20 protein-coding genes are annotated in these 21,815 nt (G+C 56.6%); 11 read left to right on the forward strand and 9 right to left on the reverse strand.

Going from position 1 to position 21,815, the window contains the following annotated elements; translation table 11 throughout:
- Window positions 1-131: 131 nt before the first annotated feature.
- Genes U5782_RS25325 through U5782_RS25340 form a run of 4 tightly spaced genes read right to left on the reverse strand, consistent with a single transcriptional unit; the run spans window position 132 to window position 4,684 of the window.
- The gene (locus U5782_RS25325; RefSeq protein WP_322046637.1) at window positions 132-671 is read right to left on the reverse strand and encodes a Mov34/MPN/PAD-1 family protein; all 540 of its coding nucleotides are present in this window, start codon (window positions 669-671) and stop codon (window positions 132-134) included.
- A complete protein-coding gene (locus U5782_RS25330; protein ID WP_322046638.1) occupies window positions 668-2,458 on the reverse strand; it encodes a ThiF family adenylyltransferase in 1,791 nt (596 codons plus the stop codon). Before U5782_RS25330 ends, U5782_RS25325 begins: the two co-directional genes overlap by 4 nt.
- Window positions 2,451-3,494, reverse strand: coding sequence for a cyclic GMP-AMP synthase DncV-like nucleotidyltransferase (locus tag U5782_RS25335; protein WP_322046639.1), 1,044 nt, complete (start codon window positions 3,492-3,494; stop codon window positions 2,451-2,453). The genes U5782_RS25330 and U5782_RS25335 overlap by 8 nt, the downstream gene beginning before the upstream one ends.
- Entirely contained in the window at window positions 3,494-4,684 is a 1,191-nt protein-coding gene (locus tag U5782_RS25340; RefSeq protein ID WP_322046640.1) for a CBASS cGAMP-activated phospholipase, read from the reverse strand. Before U5782_RS25340 ends, U5782_RS25335 begins: the two co-directional genes overlap by 1 nt.
- A 79-nt stretch (window positions 4,685-4,763) precedes the next feature.
- Here U5782_RS25340 and U5782_RS25345 point away from each other — a divergent pair, with 79 nt between their 5' ends.
- The 3 genes from U5782_RS25345 (at window position 4,764) to U5782_RS25355 (ending at window position 7,996) form a co-directional block, all read left to right on the forward strand.
- Window positions 4,764-5,102 (forward strand): helix-turn-helix transcriptional regulator, encoded by a 339-nt coding sequence (locus tag U5782_RS25345; protein ID WP_322046641.1) that lies wholly within the window; start codon window positions 4,764-4,766, stop codon window positions 5,100-5,102.
- A 66-nt stretch (window positions 5,103-5,168) separates the two neighbouring features.
- Complete coding sequence (locus U5782_RS25350; RefSeq protein WP_322046642.1) at window positions 5,169-6,995, forward strand: hypothetical protein; 1,827 nt, start codon at window positions 5,169-5,171, stop codon at window positions 6,993-6,995.
- Between the two features lie 41 nt (window positions 6,996-7,036).
- On the forward strand, window positions 7,037-7,996 hold the full coding sequence (locus U5782_RS25355) for a hypothetical protein (protein ID WP_322046643.1): 960 nt from the start codon (window positions 7,037-7,039) through the stop codon (window positions 7,994-7,996).
- A 432-nt stretch (window positions 7,997-8,428) separates the two neighbouring features.
- On the opposite strand, the gene U5782_RS25360 is transcribed toward U5782_RS25355, so the two are convergent.
- The 4 genes from U5782_RS25360 to U5782_RS25375 all read right to left on the reverse strand — a co-directional run bounded on the left by U5782_RS25360 (window position 8,429) and on the right by U5782_RS25375 (window position 10,518).
- Window positions 8,429-8,989, reverse strand: a complete 561-nt coding sequence (locus U5782_RS25360) for an HAD domain-containing protein (RefSeq protein WP_322046644.1) — start codon at window positions 8,987-8,989, stop codon at window positions 8,429-8,431.
- 28 nt (window positions 8,990-9,017) lie between these two features.
- A complete protein-coding gene (locus U5782_RS25365) occupies window positions 9,018-9,347 on the reverse strand; it encodes a hypothetical protein (RefSeq protein ID WP_322046645.1) in 330 nt (109 codons plus the stop codon).
- A 46-nt stretch (window positions 9,348-9,393) separates the two neighbouring features.
- A complete protein-coding gene (locus U5782_RS25370; RefSeq protein ID WP_322046646.1) occupies window positions 9,394-9,729 on the reverse strand; it encodes a hypothetical protein in 336 nt (111 codons plus the stop codon).
- A gap of 156 nt (window positions 9,730-9,885) precedes the next feature.
- Window positions 9,886-10,518 carry a DUF6471 domain-containing protein gene (locus tag U5782_RS25375; RefSeq protein WP_322046647.1) on the reverse strand — a complete coding sequence of 211 codons (633 nt, stop codon included), beginning with the start codon at window positions 10,516-10,518 and terminating at the stop codon, window positions 9,886-9,888.
- Window positions 10,519-11,021: 503 nt separating this feature from the next.
- On the opposite strand from U5782_RS25375, the gene U5782_RS25380 reads away from it, so the two are divergent.
- The 6 genes from U5782_RS25380 to U5782_RS25405 all read left to right on the forward strand — a co-directional run bounded on the left by U5782_RS25380 (window position 11,022) and on the right by U5782_RS25405 (window position 19,891).
- Window positions 11,022-12,503, forward strand: a complete 1,482-nt coding sequence (locus tag U5782_RS25380; RefSeq protein ID WP_322046648.1) for a hypothetical protein — start codon at window positions 11,022-11,024, stop codon at window positions 12,501-12,503.
- Window positions 12,500-13,759: a TnsD family Tn7-like transposition protein gene (locus U5782_RS25385; RefSeq protein WP_322046649.1), complete on the forward strand. Its 1,260-nt coding sequence runs from the start codon at window positions 12,500-12,502 to the stop codon at window positions 13,757-13,759. Before U5782_RS25380 ends, U5782_RS25385 begins: the two co-directional genes overlap by 4 nt.
- A gap of 332 nt (window positions 13,760-14,091) precedes the next feature.
- The gene (locus tag U5782_RS25390) at window positions 14,092-15,456 is read left to right on the forward strand and encodes a hypothetical protein (protein WP_322046650.1); all 1,365 of its coding nucleotides are present in this window, start codon (window positions 14,092-14,094) and stop codon (window positions 15,454-15,456) included.
- Window positions 15,453-16,391 (forward strand): hypothetical protein, encoded by a 939-nt coding sequence (locus U5782_RS25395; RefSeq protein ID WP_322046651.1) that lies wholly within the window; start codon window positions 15,453-15,455, stop codon window positions 16,389-16,391. Before U5782_RS25390 ends, U5782_RS25395 begins: the two co-directional genes overlap by 4 nt.
- Before the next feature lie 54 nt (window positions 16,392-16,445).
- Window positions 16,446-18,797: a hypothetical protein gene (locus tag U5782_RS25400; protein WP_322046652.1), complete on the forward strand. Its 2,352-nt coding sequence runs from the start codon at window positions 16,446-16,448 to the stop codon at window positions 18,795-18,797.
- 749 nt (window positions 18,798-19,546) lie between these two features.
- Complete coding sequence (locus U5782_RS25405) at window positions 19,547-19,891, forward strand: H-NS family nucleoid-associated regulatory protein (protein WP_322046653.1); 345 nt, start codon at window positions 19,547-19,549, stop codon at window positions 19,889-19,891.
- Window positions 19,892-19,927: 36 nt separating this feature from the next.
- Here the strand turns inward: U5782_RS25405 and U5782_RS25410 are convergent, their stop codons facing one another.
- Complete coding sequence (locus U5782_RS25410; RefSeq protein WP_322046654.1) at window positions 19,928-20,542, reverse strand: O-methyltransferase; 615 nt, start codon at window positions 20,540-20,542, stop codon at window positions 19,928-19,930.
- A 435-nt stretch (window positions 20,543-20,977) separates the two neighbouring features.
- On the opposite strand from U5782_RS25410, the gene U5782_RS25415 reads away from it, so the two are divergent.
- Entirely contained in the window at window positions 20,978-21,250 is a 273-nt protein-coding gene (locus tag U5782_RS25415; RefSeq protein WP_322046655.1) for a hypothetical protein, read from the forward strand.
- A 286-nt stretch (window positions 21,251-21,536) separates the two neighbouring features.
- On the forward strand, window positions 21,537-21,785 hold the full coding sequence (locus tag U5782_RS25420) for a hypothetical protein (RefSeq protein ID WP_322046656.1): 249 nt from the start codon (window positions 21,537-21,539) through the stop codon (window positions 21,783-21,785).
- Window positions 21,786-21,815: the final 30 nt, after the last annotated feature.

Here is a 21,815-nt window from a genome sequence, read left to right on the forward strand (position 1 = left end):
ATGCGAGTCAATCTGTCGACATCCTGTCTCTTCAACCTCGTACCCCACCGGCCAGTGCCTTTTGAGGTCGCAACGGAAATCGTTGCGACCTCAATTTTTACATCTGCAATAGCGCTGTGCATAACAGAGCGTTAGCGATGCTTCGCCTTGGAGCGCAAGACGCCAGCTCGCTCGCGCCTGCCGCCACCACCATCTGCAGGTCGAGTTTCGGCACGCTCAGCCTGATGCACCCCCGCTTTTGAGGCGCTACCGAACCAGATTCCCTCGGGTTCGTCGCTGGTTCCCACAATGAGCATCACGATACAGTTCAGGTCATGCTTCGACTTAGCGTAGATGCCCTCTATTTTTTCGATATCGTCGGACGACGGCTCCGGGTACGGTTCGGGATGCGAATGCCAGTCTCCGACGTAATGAAGCCCCTCAGCATACAAGGACTCTATCTCCCGCTGCTCGTCGCGCCTCGATGGCCAAAAATATGTCCTGCCTCGACGCGACTTCAACGTCGGCTCAGTCGCTCGCAGAATTCTCATCCTGTCGGCCTCGAAGCGAGCAAAGAGCTGGCCGCCGGCTTCGGGCGAAATGCTCTCCAATTGCCGATGGCGATTGAGCGTCTCGAGGACTTCGTCAGCCAACTCGACTACGCCGAACTCGGTCTGATAGCACTTACTCATTGAACCTGCCCTGCCTCGTTCGAAGGGGCGACAAGCTGGTTGCGATACACCTTCTGGAAACCGTCTCCATCAAACACATGCGGGCGCCAGATTGGAAGAATCTCAGCACCGGCACGCAGAAGGTTTTCGTACGCACCAATCCACGTCCATGTTTGCCCAGTCGTTACTTCCCCCGTTGCAACGGCCAACGCAAGACGGACGGTCATCGCTGCGACCTCAGCTGACGCAGCAGATGAAAACGGTTGATAGAACGCGCCGCATGCAGCTTCCCGCGGCATATCGCCGGTGATTTTCGCAACTTGCCGAGTGGCCTCTCCATATTCATTCAATGCCCACAGCAGGGATGCGTTTGCAGAGACGAATGTCGCATGCCCCGCAACTCCAAAGCGTTCAAGCCACGTGAAGATGGTCGGTGGAACATCGCCCTTCTCCAGCAGGTCATTGAGTTCCGCCTCGGAAAGCCAGTCTCCGGTCGCGCTGATGATGAGGTCTGCATGCTCGAAAAAACGGGCATTTTCACGAACTGCATGCTGCCATCGGCATGGCGATGCGTGCACCTTATAGTCCACGTACCTCGCACTGATTTCGTGGCGCAGCGCTTCCGCTTTGTTCCAGCCGATGTAATGCGCGCCCAACGAATGCCGACCGATGTTCTGGTAGGTCAACAGGTCGCCATCCACCAAGGTCAGCTCGCGCACGCCTGCCTGCGCGAGCAAGAGCGCGGTCGCTGCGCCCAGTGCTCCGCAACCAATGACGACAACCTTGAGCGTGCGAACAGCGCCATCGACCTTCCCCGTCGTACGCTCGACGAGGAAGTCGCTATCTGCCCGCACGACCGTAGCGCGAGAGGTTGGAAACCTCGCCTCTACTAGCCGAGCATGTAGCAATTCCATGGGTACCCGAAAACGATGTCGTCCTGACAAGAATGCCTGCCCGCGGTTGAGAGGGTGCGGAAATCGCCGCAACACCGGCGTTAAGGTCGCGCCCATCACGGGTTGGCCATCATGCTCAAAACACCACACGATTAGGGTATCTTCGCCCATACGAATTGACGAAAGCACCAGTTCCAGAGCTTCGGGACAACGGTCGCGAAGTAGGCCCAGCAACTCCGCGGAGTTCGACGGATAGTCATCAGGATAGAGCGGCTCACGCAGGCGCACAAATGTCGCCTTGCGGATGTCCCTACGTTTAACCGGGCTGCCTCGCTTCTTGAACCAGTCCTCGATTCCATCGGCGGAGTCGGCGACCATCACGCTCTTCCCCATATTCGCCGTGTAGATAGTCCTCGTCTGCGTGAAGTCGCCCAGCCACGCGAAGACATCGCGCATGGCTGAGTTACCCAACGTCCAATATGTCTGGAACTCGTCGAGGAAGTCCTTATGGTTAGCCCCAGCCTGGGCATCAAGATATGCCCGGACTGCCTGCTCCACCAGGTGAACGGCAAGCTCGCCGGTAACGGGGAGCCGCACTGGCGTAGACGACGGCAACAAGCAAAACACCCCATCAGATTCCAGATGGGGCATTTCGCAAGGCTCGGGCCGTCTGCCGACCGCGACTCGCGGCAGTTCGAAAGCATGCTCGCGCTCCAGCGCCACGATGAGCGGCTCAGGCAGCCCCAGCTCAGTGGCAGGAATGCGCCAGCCGCACGAGAAGCGTCGGCCCGGATACAGGCGTGCAAGCGTGGCGCTATCCACCTCAAGAGTGCCTGGCCATCGACCGACGAGGAGCCCGAAGGTTGGAGACGGAATAACGGCCGGAGCAATCGGCTCCGTCACGGCTTCATGCATACCGTCCTTCACCGCCCGATTTGACAACGGGACCTGCCGGCTGCCGGGACTCAGTGGAGACGAACTGCGCCTTCGCCTTCTCTTTCTCTGCCTTCTCGAGGTCTTCGATTTCTTCGTCGAAGAACTCGGTGCAGAAGAACCATTTCAACGCCTTGAGGGCCTCGAGGTCGGAAGCCTGACTGTCGTTCAGCGGTGCGAGGCGGTCGACTGCTTCATCGAGTTTCTCGTACAGGCTGACCATGTTCGGGTCCGCCGCCGACTTCGTGACGGCTTCATACTGAGGGACCGGTCGATAGACCGTCTTGTTATAGCGAAGACGGTTACGCATGGACTGCACCGTCTGGAAGAGCGCATGGTCTTCGCGGTCGGGATACCCGCCGCGCGGATACACCTCGTTTGTGAGAATCGACAGAACGAAGCCGCTGGGCAACGCCCAAGACGAGCGGCTCTTCGACCATGCTTTCAACAGGCGAACCATGCGACGCATCTGTCGTCCATCGACGGTATCAGGGCTCTTTTGCACAACGTTGTTCTGGAACCATTCGGTGACTGCCTCCGGGTCAGAATGCTTCCAATCGGCCGCGGCAAGGTCATATTTCGCAGAGTCACCTTCGCCAGTTTCACGGTAGACGGGCATGTCGATGGTGAAGCCATCCGCGTAGTACACGCGCACGCAGTTTTTGAGGACTTCGGGCGCACGCACGAACGAGTTGTCATAGTTCAACGCATCGCGCACCATGCATTTCGCATCATAGGCCGAATACTTGCCGCCGCGCTCGCCGACGAGCTTGTCTTCATGAAAGACCACGCCATTGTCGATATCAGACGTGATGGAGTTCGACTCGACCATCGTGTGCATGGCATACGACCCCTGCTTGACGTATCGGTCGACCGTCGGCTTCTTGTTCCGCTCCAGACCGCGCTCAAGGCGGTTTTCGCAGCTATGGCGGCGCTTGCGCATGTCCGACTTCGTCGCCTCGGTCAGCGCGACTTCCGACTTGAAAAAGGCAAGCAGTTGCTTATTGACGTTCGCCATTATTGTTCTCCAGACTCGGTTGCGTTCGATTCGCTATTAGGTTGGCTCGGTTCGCTAGTAGGCTGAATTCCACGAAAGAATTCGCGAATGAGCGGGTGCGTAGGATTTTTTTGCGCAGTGGCTGCAGAGATATTCTTGTCTGCAGCGTCATGAGCCAAGCGCGTCAGCAGCTCAAGGGTCGCCTTGCTGGGATTGTCCAGACCAAGATGCTTTGCCTGCTCGACGGGAACGTCGGCGTCCAGCAGCCTCACGTATTCCACCGGGCGGTTTGCTGTATCCGCAACGGCTTGCGTGACGTAGTGGTAGGCGAAGGACTGTGCGTCAAGCGCGACCTCAACAATGCCAAGGCCACCCCTCCACCCCAGCAACCCGCGCCCCCCGCCATTCCCATTGAGCGTCTTGCCCTTGAAAGGCGGGCAAGTGCTGACGGACATCAGCTGAATCGACCGGCCAGGCTCCGCCATCGTCAGCGCCTCGGTCAGCGCGACGAGAGCAGGGTTGTTCGCCCACAGGCCACCATCGGTGAACCAGTTCGTCTGGTTTTCGTCACCCGGCTTCGAGATGGGTTTCAGCGGAAATACGATAGGCGCAGCCGCGGACGCCATGCAGACGTCGACGAGCTTGTAGTTGTCGTCGCGATGCAACCGCTCTGCATGGGGCGTCTTGAACACCCAGGCCTTGTTCGTCTCGACGTTCAAAGTAGGGATGCAAACGGCAATGCCCCGGCGGTCGTACATCTGCTTCACCGTCTCGTCGCCAAGCACCTCCTTGAGCGCAGCTTGCAGCGCCTCGGGAGTATTGGCCGGCTTGCAGAGATGTCTGGAAATCCATCCCATCAACCCCAACTTGCCCTCGGGAACCGGATGTTGAAAGATGCCCGCGGCCTTTTCGCGGAACAGCTTCGCAACCTTCGTCAGCGACACGCCCGACGCCAGCGCTACGGCGAGAATCGCGCCGGTGCTCGTGCCGACAATCATGTCGAACTGCGCACCCAAGTCGAAATCCGGCGATTCGGGTGCGCCATCCTGCGCCGCGAAACGGCGTGAGAGTTCGGCCAGAAGCACCGCGCTGTACAAGCCACGCACGCCTCCCCCGTCGAGCGACAGCACACGGTAAGGTTTACTCTCAGTCATCGTTGTTGTAAGGAAAAAGGTAGTTTTGACTGCAATCACTTTAAGCTGAAGAATCAACGAGTGTCAATTAATAACTTTTTCTACGCCAAATATGGCGTGTTATCATCGCGATACATGGTTATCCACAGGAATGGAAATGAATACCTATGAGATAGCTGGATTCGATAGTATGAGTGATAGTGAAATCGTTCATGAGATTGGCGACCGTTTGCGGGCTGAGCGCATTCGCCAGAACAAGTCGCAAGCGGAGTTCGCCGCGGCGGCCGATATCCCGCTACGGACCTACCAGCGGTTCGAGCGTGACGGCTCAGGGACCATCGAAACGCTTGTCGCGGCGCTTCGTGCTTGCCAGCGATTGAGAGGGTTGCAGGTTGCGCTGCCGCAGCCGACGCTGCCGGAACGTCAGACGCCTTTATCGCGACTGACACCACCCCGGGTCCGGCGCAAGAGCACGCCGGATATCGAACAAGATTGACGCGGGCGGAATACCGCGCGGCGAAGAAGGAAAACCGGAAGTGCAACAAAGATAAGGAACAACTCAATGCTCCAAATCAGCACGGGGAAATTTTTCAACACCGACGACACGCGGGAGACAATTCACCGCGGCGTGTTGTATTCGAACTTCCGGGTTTTTCGTGATGACTGCATGACCACGCCAGCCGGCACGCTGTCGGCCGCCGTGCAGTGGAGGGACGTCCAGACTCTCGTTTGCGAAGTCGTCGAACGCCAGCCCAATGTGTGGGCAGCCGGCGCCATTTTGTCGGTCGGCCCGGATACGTTCGTCAATGACTTCGCGGCGGTCGCATCCTTCTCCCTCGAACGGCTGTTCACACCGGACCACGACCTAGCGGTGAGACTGCTCACCTCGCAGCGCCCTCCTCTCGGCATCCGCCGGCTACCGCGAAACTATGTGTCGAAGACATTCGATATTGAGGCCAGCTACGACCCGGAAGCAGAGTCTCGCCTGGCGAACTTCTTCACTGACCTACTTAGCCTGGAGCGCAAATCGTTTTCGGCTGCGATGAGCGCGATTCGACGATACGTCACGGCTCTTCACCGGCTATCCGACGATTTAGACCTTGCGTACACGCTCTTCATCGCCGCGATAGAGTCTCTTGTCCAGAAGTTCCACGGCACCGCTCCTGTATGGGAAGACCTCGACCAGCGGAAGCGCAAGCCAGTCGACGAGGCGCTGAAAGACGCTGACTTTGATACAGCGAACGCTGTACGAAGCGCGATTCTCAGCGGCGAACACGTGGCACTGAGCCGACGGTTTCGAGAGTTCACTTTGGACCACGTGGGCGCCAAGTTCTTTCGTGATGACGCAGCGAAGTCAAGCTCTCCGCCGGGAAAGAGCGACCTGACAATTGCGCTAAAGAACGCGTACGACATTCGCTCCGGTTACATACATACCCTCAAAGCAATCCCTGGATTGCTCGCCTCTCCCCACTCGCTCGCAGAAGTAGCGCACGTCGACGGCAGCCCACATCTGACCTTCGAAGGTTTGGCGCGAGTAGCACGCGCCGTAATTCATGAGTTCGTCAGGCGCGCGCCGAGGAGCGAGCGCGAAGAATACGACTACCAGAGTGATTTTCCAAATCTACTAAGGATGCCGCTGGTGCCGAGTATGTGGATTCACAATCCGGTTCCTCTTACTACCGACGGGGCGTATGCATATCTGAATGCATTTCTCCTTGAAGTGGAACAGCAGCTGCTCCATCCCGATAAGCTAATCACAGACATCCGCAAGGTCACCGAGAAAATTGACAGCCTGCTGCCAGGCCTAGCGAAGCCCGACCAACGTCGTCCGTTGGTCACGCTTCACTACTGGTTTTCGCATTACCTTCCTCGCAACGAAAGAGAAAAGGCAATCAGCAGGCTCGGCACATTTTTGGGCGACCTAGAGGCAGAGTCTGCAGAGGCTTTGTTCCTGTACGTGTATGAAGGTCGACAGCCACCGTGGTCAGCAGAGACCTGCGAAGCCTTGTTCGACACGTATTCCAAGTTCCGTTACCGAGACAAGCGCCTGAATGTCGGAAGCCTCTTAGGTGCAGCTGGACTTCTCACCATTGCGGAGGCGTTCAGACAGGCTGGCGACGACCACGAGGCGCGCCGTCTCATCGCACGCGCAGTCGAAGAATTGCCGGGGTTGACTAGGCTGCGAGAATTCGAAGCGCAACTCGGAGAAGAACTGTCGGAAATTAAATGCTGGAAGATATTGCTGCCGGAAGTAGCAACCAGCGAAGATTCGGGAGTTGCTGCGCCAAGGAAGAAGCTGACCAGGTTGAATGCTCGGCTACAGCCCGAAACGCGACCTCGCGCACCAGTGCGCCTTCGTTCTGCGCGGCGAAGACAAAGCAAGAGCTGACGAACTGCACTGCCGAAGCCCACTTATCATAGGAACCAGCTATGGACACGATACTGAAAAACGCTGTTCAATCAATTCAGATTGGTGTTGAGGACTTCGAGTCTACCGACCCGCGTCGGATGCTCTCCGCAACGCGGAACATAACGGCTGGAGTGCTGCTGCTTTTCAAAGAGAAGCTCCGGCTGCTGTCCTCGCCTGGCTCAGAAGAAGCGCTCATCAAGCAAAAACTTTCTCCTCATCTGTCTCCCAGCGGAGCTGTCTTCTTCAAGGGAGAAGGCAAGAAAACCGTCGACGTTCAGCAGATAAAGGAGAGATTTAAGTCGCTTGGTATCGAAGTCGACATGGTGACTTTCGAGAAAGTGAACACGATAAGAAATAACGTTGAGCACTATCTGACGACCGAGTCGCCCGGCGCAATCAAGGAGCTAGTCGCTGGGTCATTCCTAATAATTCGTGACTTTCTAACGAACGAGCTGTCCCACGACCCAGCGGACCTCCTCGGCATTAAGACGTGGAACGTTCTTCTCGCAACTGCTGACGTCTACGAAAAGGAGCGCGATGAATGCAAACAGGCCATCGAAGACATCGACTGGGGTAGCGATGCGATGCACGGCATGGCTGCGGAGTTACGCTGTCCGACATGTGAATCCGCCCTTCTAAAACCTGTCGACCCAGAGTTCGAGCCAGTTCTGGAGATGGAATTCAAATGCATGGTCTGTGGCGAAATATCTACAGTCGACGACATGTTGGATAAAGCGCTTGAAGAGCACTTTTCCTATGAGACTTACCTCTCAGTGAAAGACGGCGCCGACGCTCCGCTTGCCACGTGCTGGGAATGCGGTCGCGAGACTTATATGGTTGAAGAGGGGGTGTGCCTTGCTTGCGGTACGAGCCCGGAGCATGAGCGTTGCGCGGTCTGCAGCGCTCATCTCGGACCTGAGGAACAGGAGTATAACGGTCTGTGCGGAAATCATTACCATCAGTTGGGAAAGGACGACTGACGACTATGCAGCGTTGATGCCACCGCAACAAGCAGTGGCCACAGCTCGTTAGGATGGTCGATGCCTTCGTGCGTACCTAGCCTGAAGCTCAATGTCGAGATAAGGTCGAATGGATGCCATAGAGCTGTGCCCCATGAGGTCCATGAGCTGCACAAGGATGTTTTCTTCCCGAATTTCGCGAAGACTTCCCTTCTTTTCTATCTCAATATCGACAAGCGCCTTGACCGCCTCCGTCGCGGAATCTCGTACCCGCTGGTAAGCCAATCGTCGTACTTTCTTCGCACCGCGAAATAGCCTGCTGAGGCGCGGGTACGTCGCAGTCGTTCGCACACTCGATTAAAACCACACTAGGGGTGCTCGTGAACGAGTAGGCCTGTCGGCCTCTCTGAAAGCATTCGCTGCCAGCGATGCGTCGAGGCGGACAGTTCCGAATCAGCGATGCACTTCGACAAGCCATTCTGCGATGCGCTGAAGTGCCGCGTCATCGCTCAATCCTCGCAGCGGATTAAGCAAAAGAAAGTGCTCGTCTACCTCGCCGCGCTTACGCCCGAATTCATCTGCGCCATAGACTGCATCGTCGACAGCAAGCCAGTGCTTAAGCCGCTTGCCACACGCGTACTTCCAGATGACGTAAGTTCGGTCCGTCCCATTGAGAATGTAGCTCAAGCGTGATGGGACAAATTGCGTCGTACCCACCACGCGTCGGCCAAGCTCACTCGGCATAAGTGCGACCACCTCTTCCTGCGTCAGGGTCATCAGCCACGAAGTTGTCAGCACCAATCGAACAGAGGGATACGGCTTGAGCAACTCTATAAGCAAGGGGGCGAATTCGAATAAGGGGCGGCCGGTGTCGAGTGTAATCACGCGATGCTCGTCCATGGATGCCCTCCCGACATGCATTGAGCCGTCGAAATCGAGAAACATCGTCGCTGCTACCTCGGCAGAGCGATTCGCGTCGAACTTGGCCGTCGCACGAGAAGAGTTTTGCGCCACGACATCACCCCGCTTTAGTTCGGAATGCTTAACTAATTAGCAGAAAAAGAAGACGCCTACCGACCCATTCAAGTTCATCGGACGATAGCCACCTTTGGGCGCATACCGCCGACTTCACGCGTTCAACTGTCTGCTCCGTAGAATGCTCCGGATGCGCGCGGGCGTCTTTTTTAGCAACAGTTGCGAGTTGCCGCGTCAGGGATTCACAGATAATCCAGCGTTCGCGGCGCTCCTCGTTCGACAAAGCAGCCGTGTAGATTCCGTCGACCAATCGAACACATAGCTTTGGTCCGGCGCCAGACACCACTGCCGTTGAATTGTCCCGAGGAAAATCATCGGGCACATCGTTCGCTGCCATGCGCCGCCCTCCTGGCTCGCCTTCCGCTTCCCACAGACGCTCCGGCTCATTCAGGAGCGTCGTCGACAGCGCCAAGCAGGAGCTGCTTCGTGACATCAGAGAAGGACTTCACCTGGTTTACCGCGCACCACTCCTGCCACACGTAGTCGGCGTTATCCGCGTGGCCAGGGTCCCCCACGAGCTGATAGACGCGGTTCGAGAGCGTCTTCCCGCGTTGCGTTGCCAAATCGAATGCGACGATGGCCGAACTGACGCGGCCGGTGAAATTACGGTCGTCAAGCCCAACAAAGTGCCTAGTACCGTCGTCTATCTCAAGAACGCGCCATCGGAGGAGAGACACCTCGGGCTCAGTCGCAACGGAGGCAATGTTCCAAATAGGCATGGCACGCTCCTTCGGACCCGCAAGCCAGGTCCATCCCCGCTGAGCCAGAGCTTGCGTGCAGAGGCGTCAGGCGAGGCTCATAGAAAGCAGTAAAAATCGCTGATTTTTATTCTAGGAGAGCACACCAAAAGAGCAAGGAACAATGCGGTGACGGGACTAGGAAAGGGACGTGACAGACGTCATTCGCGCGACAGCAACCAGGTCTTCGAAATCGACGAAGCCTTCCAGACTCCGGCTATTCAGCGCGACGAGGCTCTGCAGAAATTCGGGAAGCGAAATCGTACCGGCTCGCAAATGCGTGACCAGCGTCTTCTCGGATAAGTCAGCGCCGAGAACAATCATCCGTCGCGCCAACTCCTCAACAGTGACGATGGGATTGCACGACAGCTCAGCAGCACAGACCGCACTGGCACGGCTTTCCCACGGACCAGAGAGCGCACACGCCTGCGCCCAAAGCGGAGGTACCTTCGCGCTGGTAACTTCGAAAATCTGAAGCAAGAGGCTCAGCTTGATACGCCCACGTGAGACCCGGGACGCGAGGCCTCGCTCACTCTCCACGACGCCGAGCGCAGCCAATCCCTCAGAGAGCTGTGCGTAGCCAACATCCTTCCTCGCAAGAACGCTACGAACGACACGCGCTGCAATGCTGGACCAGGCCGTTGCTTCTTCGCTCACAGCGCTCCTTGCCTTTTCAAAGAAAATTTCTAAAATAAATGACAGTAAAACTTGCCAATTACTGACGAGCAAACACGCCAGCAAATCGCGAAACGACGCAAGCAACGGTCGCATGTACAGACGATTGTACCCATGGCACGTGCGACGGAAGCAAGACGCATGTTTACGAGTCGAAGTGCGCGATGCCAAAGATGGCCGCAAACTTACCGCACGAGAACGGGACGGAGGAACAGCAGGAGGGGAAATGAAAGGCGTGCGCAGACAACTTGCGCAAAATGCAAATCTAGGGCACAATATCCGAACCTAAGTATACTCCAAACCACCACTTTGTCAAGTGGCGCGCAATTTTTGTGTGACAAAAATTTGTGCGTCCAAGCAACCGCAACTGAGGAAGACACACACCCAGAGCAAGTGAGAGAAGAAAACCCCGCTCCGAAATGAAAAACGGCAGCTAAGGCTCCTACACCCTAGCTGCCGCCTGATGGTACCCCCGAGGAGGTCCCCACCGCTTTACGCGCGCGTAGGGTCTCACAAAAGGGGCACCAGGTCAACCCCTGCCCGTAAGTTAGCGAAGGGGTGACAGGAGCGAAGTCGTCCCTGCAATTTGTGAGAAAGCCATGCAACAGCCTATCCCCCAAGGCACAACAGAGGTTCTTCCGGCCTCGCCCCCCGCTGCTTCACGCCGCTCGGAAGTCGCCGTCGACTCGCCCTTCGGCGAACTCGCACATATGGCCCCAAAAATCGTCGCGCTGCCAGGCGAAAATCCTGCCCTGCGTGGACTGCCTACGTTTGCCAACACTAGGCAAGCGCTAAAAGCAATGGAATACCTGCCGCCCGCTGCCAACGGTGGCATGTCGGCCGACGAGCAAATCATCGTTGGCACCCCAATGCATGGCAGCTTGATGCTTGACATCTCGGCGTCTGCACGCGCAAGCGCAAACGAGCGCAATCTGGCGAATGAAGAGTTCCGGGCGAAGGTAATGACAGCGCACCAGGTTGCGCTCCAGAGAGATACGCGCCGGGACTCCGTGGTCCCAGCGACGGTAGCGCTGCCAGGTGTTCAGGCAAGAGTTCACTTTGCGGTGGTCGGACACGGGCTTGGGCAACGTGCGCTCATCCACGCCTGCCAACGCGTATTCGGGAAGCATAATCGCCCGGTCGATGTACCTATCGCCGACGGCGGAGGATGGATTCGCTTCTTCAGAGTGGAGACACTGGTCCACGAATTCCCGTCCACTGGAAGCGCACGAAGCTTTTATCAGACGCTAGCGCGTAAAGTCGACGGTATGCTCCGCACTGGTTTTCGCTATGGCCGATTTAGCTCCCCGAAAATCAGCGATGAAGAAGCCGCCACTGCAACTCAGGCAATGCTCCTGTCCATCAATCTCCGTATCCTGATTATTGGACCAGTCTCAACGCGCGAATCGGACCCAAGTCGCGCAGCGTCCATGTGGCGTCTGCTAGCGACAGTAGCCGCGGAAACGGGTATCCCCATTCTCATTGTGGCGACGGCAGGCGCCGCCGTGAATCTCATTGAGCACAGCGGAGCACAACCGGACCTCTCGCGAGGCGGTGTGTACAACATTGCGCCCTTTGAAATGTCATCAAAAGCATGGCGGAACATCATACTTATGCTTTGGCTTAAGTACCTCAAAGCCTTCGCGCAAACTCCGCCTGAGTGGGTCTATTCAGCAATGTCGGCACAAACGCTTGGCCGCATCGAACTCGCGACAAAAGTGGCGTCGCACATCGGGCGCTGCTGGGCGTCCTCTAATTTCGAAAAAGTGTCGTTGACCAAGGCTGAGTTCGAGGAACACGCAAAAACTGCGCTTGCTCTCGAAGCCCCTCGCCTTAAAGCCATTCGCAGCGCTGCTCGAGGCGGTAACTTCTCGCGAGCACAGGTGATGCGCAATGCGGATTGGCTGTCGTTGCAGTTGACCATTGAATCGCTGCCTGACCTTGAGGCGCCAGACGACTGGTTCACGAAAAAGCACTATCAGTCGGGCAGGCTGGCCAAAGGCAAGACCTCGCCTTCAGTTGATAGTGGCACTTCGGCTCATGTGCATCCTGAGCAGCAAGCGCCCGGAGCCGAGTCATGACAAGCCGTACCTATTTCCCCGCAATGCGCGGCGAAACAGCCGCGTCTATCCTCGCGATGGTGGCCAAAACCACGGGCTCTGACGACGCCCGACGGCTGTATTGCGCTTACCAGCAACGAGCTAATCCGCTGGCGAATTCCCTGCCCTGCCGCGCACAACGCTTTTGCACCTGTACAGAGAACGCGTATGGCGATGCCACGCGCGTACTGTGCGAGCACTGCTTGATGCATTGGTGCGCAGTCGGCATGACGCCAACCGACGCAGATGGTCTCGCGCTATCGCTCACCGACGGTAATCTACGTACATCCTGCCCGCGGTTTGACGTTTTCCTGCGATGTGGCAATCGCACAGCCCTGCTGTGCCCCGAATGCGCGGCTCAAGACTGGTACAAATACGGGCGAACAGCGAATCGTTGCCTTCACTGCGTGGATTACGTTACGCGATGCGCACATCACGAAGCACTGCTTCAACTCGACGGCGATGCAAGCAGATTAGAGGCGCAATTCGTCCGGCCCGAATCGGCAGTGGCACGCGCGAACTCACTACGTTACGCACAACTCGCTGCCAACCTGGCCAGCACGTATCCACGAAAGCCCGCTCTTTCGGAGCTTGTTGGCCTGCTAACGCTGAAGAACTTCATCTCCGAGTCGGGACGCGTCCACTTCTCAGCGCTCGCCCGCGAGTTCCAAAGCTATTTCAAGGCAGGATTCGAAGACCCGCGGTTGACCCACATCGCTGCGCACGAATGCTTCGTCGGGTTCGCGATGGACGCCATCCGTCAATCACGTCCCGTGCATCCGACGCTCGTGACACTATTGCTCATATTCGCGCGTGAGGCGGCCCCCATCCCGGCCCAGTGCCCCCAACCTCGACCGAGCAGCACAAGCGCGCCGCCTGAGACGACGCTGACCAGGAAACGGGCTGCTTGGCTCGCTGTGCGTGCTCGCGCTATGGAAGTTTCGCGCAGCGAGACGAGGAGACGAGCTCCGTCCTTGTGGACATGGCTCTACCGCCACGATAGGCCGTGGCTGGAGGCCAACCAGATGCCCGTTCGCGTCGCAAAAGTCACGCGAAAGCCGAGAGCATCACGGTCAGCAGCGGTTGAATCGATTATCAAGGCGAGCGTTCTCGACAGTGGGTCGAACGGATACGCTCCGCGCCGAGAATCTGCGTATGAAACGAGGCTCACGTTCGGTATTCGTGAATACGCGCTCAGCAGGATGAAGAGCACGCTGCTCGAAGCACCCCGCCCTTAACGCCCGCCCCCTTTTCCACGGAGATATCGCGACCTAGCGAGGAGCAGCCACGTCCCAAGCTTTTCCTCCAATGTTCGCGCGTCTCCGTGACGGAATTTGAATTCTCCGCTCACAAGCCTGCCGTCGATGTCGCAGGTTAATAATTTCGCATGACGAAACGAATTTCACCTACTCTAATAACTTCCATTTCAAAAGACGAACTGCTTCCGTTTTACTTTGTAAGAGTCGCAGAACGCGCCCATCACAATTGCCATCCCCGAACGTGGTACGCGCCTAGTCGACTGGATTCGATTCTTGAATCATTCCTTGGAACCAGCGGAGCCTGCGCACAGATGGAGCCATTCAACACTTTTCTGCCATTGCAATCGCGATTCCTCACGCCAGACGATGTAGGGGTTGTGAGGACACACGGTGCAAAAAAACCTGTCCACGGAATTATGGCTATCCTCGGTATGAACGGCCCCAACGGGGGCTGGGCAAAGACCATTCCATCGTTCTGCCCTGAGTGCATAAAGGAAGATATCGCGCTATGTGGCGCGCCATTCTGGAATCGTACGAATCTCGTTCCAGGCCTCCTCTTCTGCTCAAGGCACGGAAGACCGCTCTCATCCGCAATATGTGACAAATGCATCACACGGTCGCTTCATCCAGACCATAACTCGCGCCCTGGATTGCACTGTGGTTGCGGAATCGCGCCACTGCCCGGCTCGACCGGCTTATCTAGCGTGCGCCAGGAACAAGAACTCGAACTACATCGTGTCACGCAAAAGTTACTGGACCCAAATTATCTCCCAAACTTCACAAGGGACACACTGGCAAAAGTTATTCAACAACGAAGTGAGGAGATTGGGCTTACGCGGGGAGCAACATTAAATCAAGGTCGAGTGCGAGAATTTTTTGATGGTCATCCGTGGCGACCGGTCTTCGAGCGAGTGAAGATTCTAGCGCACATTCAGTCGGTATCAGAGTATTTGACAGGAAATCAGATTTTTAGAAATCCATTACAGAGTGTCGCACTAGTTTACGGGCTATTTGATAGCTGGCCAGAAACAATACAGGCCATAAACAGCACTTCAAATTACCACCATTACGAAAAACCATCATCAAAAAAAAATTTCAACACACACAAACAAACAACAATATGGCGCAACAACAATAGAGACAGCCTATTTTTAAAATGTTCCATTGAATACTCTAAAATTCGCGATTTGAATAAAAATTTAACTCACTCCGAGATAAAACATATTGTTGGAGGCCACGCGACAAGCATTCTAAGCAGAGAATCTCTGCATAAAGCAGGAATTTCCGTCCCCTTTTATAAACTGACTGATGAGGCATATCAACAACTCGATATCGATATCGCGGAAAAAATCTTCGATAAGCGCGACGAACTAGCTGCTCGTGGGCATTCAGGGAAAGTTAGTGCTTCGACATTGCTGGAAGATTTCGGAATTAGAAAGTATTGCCTTTTGAAAGGGCATACCCCGTTCGCGGACGCGGCTCTCACGTTGTGTTCAGTCCTGAAGCAGCCTCGTTCGCTCCGAGCGAAAGCAGAACAATGTCGCGCTCCACTTGAACGCAAACGTCGCCCCCGTTCTTCCAAAGAGTCTGTGCTGATTGAAAGCCTCATTCAATTCTCTGCGCCATCCCGCGATATCGTCGAAGCAGATTCACCCAATACATGCGCCGCATCATGAATACAGCTAAAGCCAGCAGCAGTTCATCTAGCGTCCGACGTCGCAAGCCTTATATCAGCCCGACGCTCGTCTACAAGGAGCCACCTGAAAAAAAATCATTGCGCACGACATATGAGTCTAAGCACGCGGGGCTCATTGCTCGGACTGACTTTCGGTTTCTTGAGTTGCCGCGGCCATTCGCGACGCCACCAGGCATCGTATTGCCGGAGTTCGATGAATACGGCTGGGAACATGGTGAAGCGTACAAAGCAATGTTGGAAGCCCGCAAACCATCTCTGGCAACCAGAGCTGCCTTTCATGGCTTCTACCATGCACGACGCTATGAGGCGCTTGCGCTGACGGAGTTCGGCATACAACTCGCCATGCTTTTCAACCCGTATGTCCTGGACTTTCGCGAGCAGTACGGCATCTACTCTCCGAACGCCTACTGGCGCGCACGCGCGCGCGGGCAGCGGCTCCCTCGTTCGCAGATGACAACCATCGACATCATCGTCACCTATGCGCTACCGCCTCACTTCGAACTGAGATATCACGCAATTTCAGTGAAGTCGGCGGAGTATGTGCCAGATGAAAAGGACATGAAGCGAGAGATTAAGGAGCGCACGCTTGCCGATGAAAGGCACTGGACTTGGGAGCTGATGCGGTCGAGCGTGGTTCCCCACCAAGAAGTGAATAACTACGTGTTTCTTTGGACACTTATCAGGCTGACGCCCGTCCGCCAGCTCTACGAACAATCTCGACAATTTGCCCATTATTTGATGACGCACAGCACAAGCGGGAAGCTGAACTCAGTGCTCGAACGCTGCGCCCGAGGAGTCAAAGTTAGCTCGGACGATGCTTATCGACTGTTTGCATCGGCAATCTCTTACGGCTTTCTCACAATCGACCACTCGAAGCCGCTCGGTAAATTCAACTCGCTATTTTTGCTTGACTAAACTGCAACGGAGATTTCAATGTCAGACCTCGTAACTCCCCCCCTACCGAGAGTGGTGACCGACACCCTGCTCGGCAGCAAGATTCTCGATAGCTACCATCAGCATGCTTGGCCGGCAAAGCTGGCGCAATTCCGGACTTTCACACGTGATAGAGAAAAGGGCCGCTTCATTTTTCGCCCTGTCACCTGGGATGCTTCCGCACGCGCGCTGTACGTACTACGCATCGCAGCGGAGGCTAAACCAACCCCGCGAGGTACCGGACGTTGGGAACGCTGGCAAATTGACGCGAAAGATAGGCCGCTCGATGACGTCCGGCTGGTTTCTTCCGAGATTGTGACCCCAGCGAACCTTGTTGAACCAGGCCAACTTATTTTGCCTTCCAGCCTCGAAGGAAAGAATCGGCGTGACGCTATCGTCGAAGCATTCTGCAAGGTTGACATCGACATCGACGGAAAAAAACATCGCGTATTCAATCCGTTTGTGCTCAGCGACGCAAAAGAACGGTCAGAGGCATTGCGCTATATCTATCAAGCTATGGAGCAAAAACCGGGATATCAGACCTACATACTTGAACTGTTCCACAAATACGTTCACAACGGGGGCGCTGACCGCGCGCTGGCAAGACGAACAGATTTGCAAGGCGGCCCTGAGGAATCACGAGTCGGTATCAACAAGGTACGTCCAGGGCCAAAGACGCGAGCGGAAAGCCGTGCAGAAATGCGAACGAAAATGGCCGGAGCGGCGCCAATTGCCCGACGTGGCCCCGTACGACCGTCGGACATAAAAAAGTTCGTCGAGGCGCTTCAAGAGTTTTACGTTGAGGGGAAGCAGACGCTGAAGAGCACGTATGCCTCGATGCTCGGCAAGCAATATGCGCGATACCCTCGCCGTCTTGTACCTCGCGAAGAACAGTTCTTGTATCACTGTCGCGCGAGGCTGCTCGAAAAAGGAGATGCACGTAGGAAGCGGATTGGCCGTCGGCTAGCAATACAGTATGCAACGGCGCGCACCGGTCAAGCGACACGCATGACCTTCGGAATGAACGCAGAGGTTGTCGATGTCGATGGTTTCGTGGCAAAGATTCCAGTCGCAGCACTCATCAAGGGAAAAATTGAAGACGTTTACCTCACCATCATTTTTGCAGTTTCGCGGCGCACCGGCGCCGTTGTCGGATACGAGATTGCAATGGAAGGAGAGAAATCCGAGGCATTCCGGCGATGTATCGCGTCAATCTACATATCCAAAGAAAAGCGCGCGAAGGAGTTAGGACTTAAATATTGGAAACATCTGGTCCATGGTTCCATCGAAGCGGTCTTCGTAGACAACGGCGCAGGCACCGCTGATGACGTGAACGCCGCCTGCACGGAAATGCGGCTGTTTCAGTTCTATGCGCCACCGCAACGGGGCGACCTGAAATCTGTTGGTGAGAGCTTGAACAACCTCATGGTCCAGCTGTTGAAGGACCTTGTGGGCGGCTATACGCGCGAGAAGGACTTCTTCGCGCAAGAACTCCGCAAAATTAAACGTGAAGACCAGCCCATCACCGTAGAGCAATTGGAAACGTTTTTGCTCATGGCAATTCAGCACGTCAATCGGTTTGCGAACAAACGACATTTGCGTAGTGAGGCGATGCGACAGACCAAAGAGTGCTCGATTAACCCATCGTCGCTCTGGCGCTGGTATCAGAAGCGACGCGTTGCCGACCAACGTGTCGACTTAACGCCCCAAGAAGCGTGGGCACGATTCATCCCTTGGCAGCCGGCAACGGTGCGCGGCGGGAAGGTCAGATTTCTCTGCAAGCGGTGGACGTCGGACGGCTTAGAAAACCTCTACAACGAACACATGCGCAAGCACGGAGGAAAGGCCAGAGGAGCCCACAAACCCTTGAACATTGAGTTCAAGCGCGTCGGCTCGCACGCGACGAAGTTGCTGTGGCGCTCCTCTGACGGTCGCGGCGGAGAACTTCATTTGACGCAGGAAGATGCCGCAATGCTGGGCGTGATGACCTGGAAGGAGCTTGAGTTGCGCAATGCGGACGACGCCGAAGCTGCAGACAAAGACAAAACTGCCGAAGCGAGAAGCCGTAGCAAATTGACGTTGTCGTCAAAGCAACAGAAGCAAACCGACAAGGCAGAGAAGAACCGCGCGAAGCCAGACACTGTCCTCGAAGGGAGCAACATCAAGGAGGCGAGGAAGAATGCACGGGTCCGACAGGACGCGCGTCGTTTCGCAGATGAATCTACCATCGCAGCGGCTGGCGACACGTTCTCGGCTGTGCAGGCCGAAGTGTTTGAGAACGGCGGAGCCGAAGTGCTGATGCCGACCTCAGATGACGCCTACGACGATGACTTCGCCGCGCGTCTTCTCGCGCAGCTCGGAGAGGCTCCGGGCAGCGCACACACGTAAGTGAATTGAGAGCATGCCGTCGGTTGCTCAGCGCACTGAGTCGCCGGCGGCGAAATACCCCCATACCAGAGTGGATTCGCGGATTGCCAAACAGGCTGCGCTAAATTAGGTCGCAATCACGAAGTGCGAAGCTATGTTCCAAGGTGATGCTCGCGACTGGCCAGGCGAGACGCTGGTGGAGTGCCGGCGAGACGCTTGAAAGAGAATTCGAGATTGAGTTGCTCGATTCGCCCCGAGGCAGCGAGACAGTCGAGGAACGCCTCGCTCGTGGTTACCCAACTGTCGGGCTCGAGGCAGCTTTAGCCGAACTTAGGTGGGATGGCGCCCCAGTAGCAAGTGAGCTGAGGCAAGTCGGCAGCGCTCGGCCGCCGCGAGGTCTCAGTGCGGCGCTGCCTTAAGTGAAACTATTCGAAGTGCGCGGATTTTGCCGTGCTGCCGAGCGGCGACTGATTTTTCGCACTTTTGCAGAACGTTGGTCTTGGGAAGCGGAAACCGCTAGACCGATGATTAGAAAGGATATTTCCTTGTTCTTAAGTGAAACTGCCAACTGCTTTAAGTGAAACTATTCGAAGTTGCTAGGCGCGTGCGCGCCCCGCCTCCAATTCTTCCGCCCCTAAATCTGATATCGTTTTTTTCCGTGCCCGCGACAGCGTCCAGCCGCTGTCAGCCCCGTCCCCTGTGCTATCCTGGCGGCACACGACTTGCATGGGTCCGCTTCGAAGACACTGTGCCGAGTGGAGATAACCTGGATGGATGAAAGAAAGCGAGACAGTATCGTGGCCTACCTGCAACGCAGGATGGCCGAATTCAGCATTACGCCCGAGGCGCTTGCGGCCTCGATCGCGCAGGACCAGCAACGCGTGCAGGCTGTGAAGTATCGCGACGCCTCAGGCAACGGCTGGGACGGCGAAGGCACAGCGCCGCAGTGGGTCGTTCAGGCAACGAGCGCGGGACAATCACTCGAACATTTCGCCGTCACGGCGCGGCGCGAGCAGGCTCCGACAAAGAAGCAACCAGCCGTCGACTGGCGCAACGATCCGTTCGCCGGCAGCCGCCTCGCAACCAGCAAGCCGGAACCGCTCGAAACCCGCTGAGCGAGCGCATCAAACTGGATGATCGACGTCGCGGTTTTATGACGACCGCTCGAGCCGGCTGATTTCAATGCCCGTGCCGACAGGCAGCAGAACGCTCTGCATGCCCGGCTTGTTTCGCACTGCCTCCTGATAGGCCCGCGCGTTCTCGCCACCGGGCCGGATGATGTTATCCGCGACGACAACGGCGCCGTGATTCAGTTTCGGATAAAAGCGCTCAAGGCACGGGATATACAGGTCCTTCCAAAGGTCGACGAGAACCAGGTCGAATGTCTGGGTTAGCGAGTCGATGATTTCCAGTGCGTCGCCCACCATGAAATCGACATACTCGTCGAGGCCGGCCACCCGGATCTGCTCTTTGGCATAAGCCGACTTATGTTCGAGTTGTTCTATCGTCGTGACTTTTCCGCCGCTTCGGCGAACGCCGTCGGCTAGCCACAGTGTCGAGTAGCCGAAGGAAGTGCCGAGTTCGAGTATGTTCGGCTTCACCAGACTGCCGGCAATGGCGTTGAGGACCTGGCCGGTGTCGGGGCCAACCGCCAGCATCAAATGGTCGGTCGACGCGCCCGCTGGCCGGGATTCCCGCGACTGCGCGCGCTCGGATTTCAGGCGCTCATGATAGGCGTTGAGAACTTCGATTGCGATTGGCTCCACCTGTTCCTCCTCGATTGGGACGGTCCGTAACATGGGTCCACGTCATGTACCGCCTTGCGCGGGTTCGCGTGGACACCCCGGCCCGGTTAGAGCACTGCGTGACATGAAGATTCACGCCGTCGTCACGCCTCGCGTTACATCGCGTTTCAGGATCACAAAGTACGCCATCCTGACGACTCTCCCTCGGCCGGTTCTGCGCCTCTCATCAAACCTTTCATCAGACATTACGCGTTGCCCGGCCAGCCAGATTCCCTTGCAGTCCGAACGAGGGCACGGTCCTTGCTCTTAACTTTTCCGCACGGCGCTCGTTAACCAGACAGAGGCAGGCAGAAGCCGAGAGAAGCAGCAAGCGACCTTCTGCCCGTCAATGTCGCGACGACTCCGTCGGCACTATTCATTCGTAGACAGGTATCGGGTTCACGGGGCAAAACAGGCATGAAACGCAATTACGATTACATGGGATATGCCATTCAAGTCAGCACTGAATCCATTTCAGTGCCGGTATTGCGAAAATTGCAGATGAACGACAGCGGCTATGTCGCGATGGTCTCGATTTTCAAGCCCGACAGCTCGGCGCCCTGCTTCGAGCAGATGCGATTGACGGACATCGGCGACAGATGGTTTGTGACCGAAGTTGACGCATTGATGAGAGGCTATAGCGTGGGACGCCGCATTGTCGAAGAGGCACTGGGCCGCCGCGCGGCCTGATCGATCCCGGGCGTCAACGCTTCTTCGGCCCAGATCCGTCCACCTTGCCCCATTCGGGTGCATGCACGGCAGGCCAATGCTTCGCATTGGCACCCTGCCCGGCATGCCGCGCATCGACGCACTGCGCCCGTCGAACGAGGACATCTGCTGTTACCAATCTCGCATCATCGTTTCACCTGAATCGAGGGTCGCAGCATAGACTCCGAACCGGACTGAGCAAGCACGCACGCCTGTGCGCTGTCGAACCGATTCACTATTGCGTTATCACGCAGGTATTCGATCCATCATGAAACTGAATTACCGTATCAGCACTTTCGTTGCGGCTGCAACCCTGGGCCTGGCCGCGGCCGGAACCGCCCATGCCGCCGGTTGCATCAAGGGCGCCGTCGTTGGCGGCGTGGCCGGACACTACGCAGGACACCATGCCGTCGTGGGCGCAGTCGGTGGCTGCATCGTCGGACATCATCTTGCGAAGAAGCAGGCCGAGGAACGCGCGGCACAGCATCAAGCCATCGAGCATCAACCGACAACGTAATGCACAGCCGCCCTTGCGGCGGCGATGGAG

The organism is Paraburkholderia sp. J67 (assembly GCF_905220265.1).
GTDB lineage: Bacteria > Pseudomonadota > Gammaproteobacteria > Burkholderiales > Burkholderiaceae > Paraburkholderia.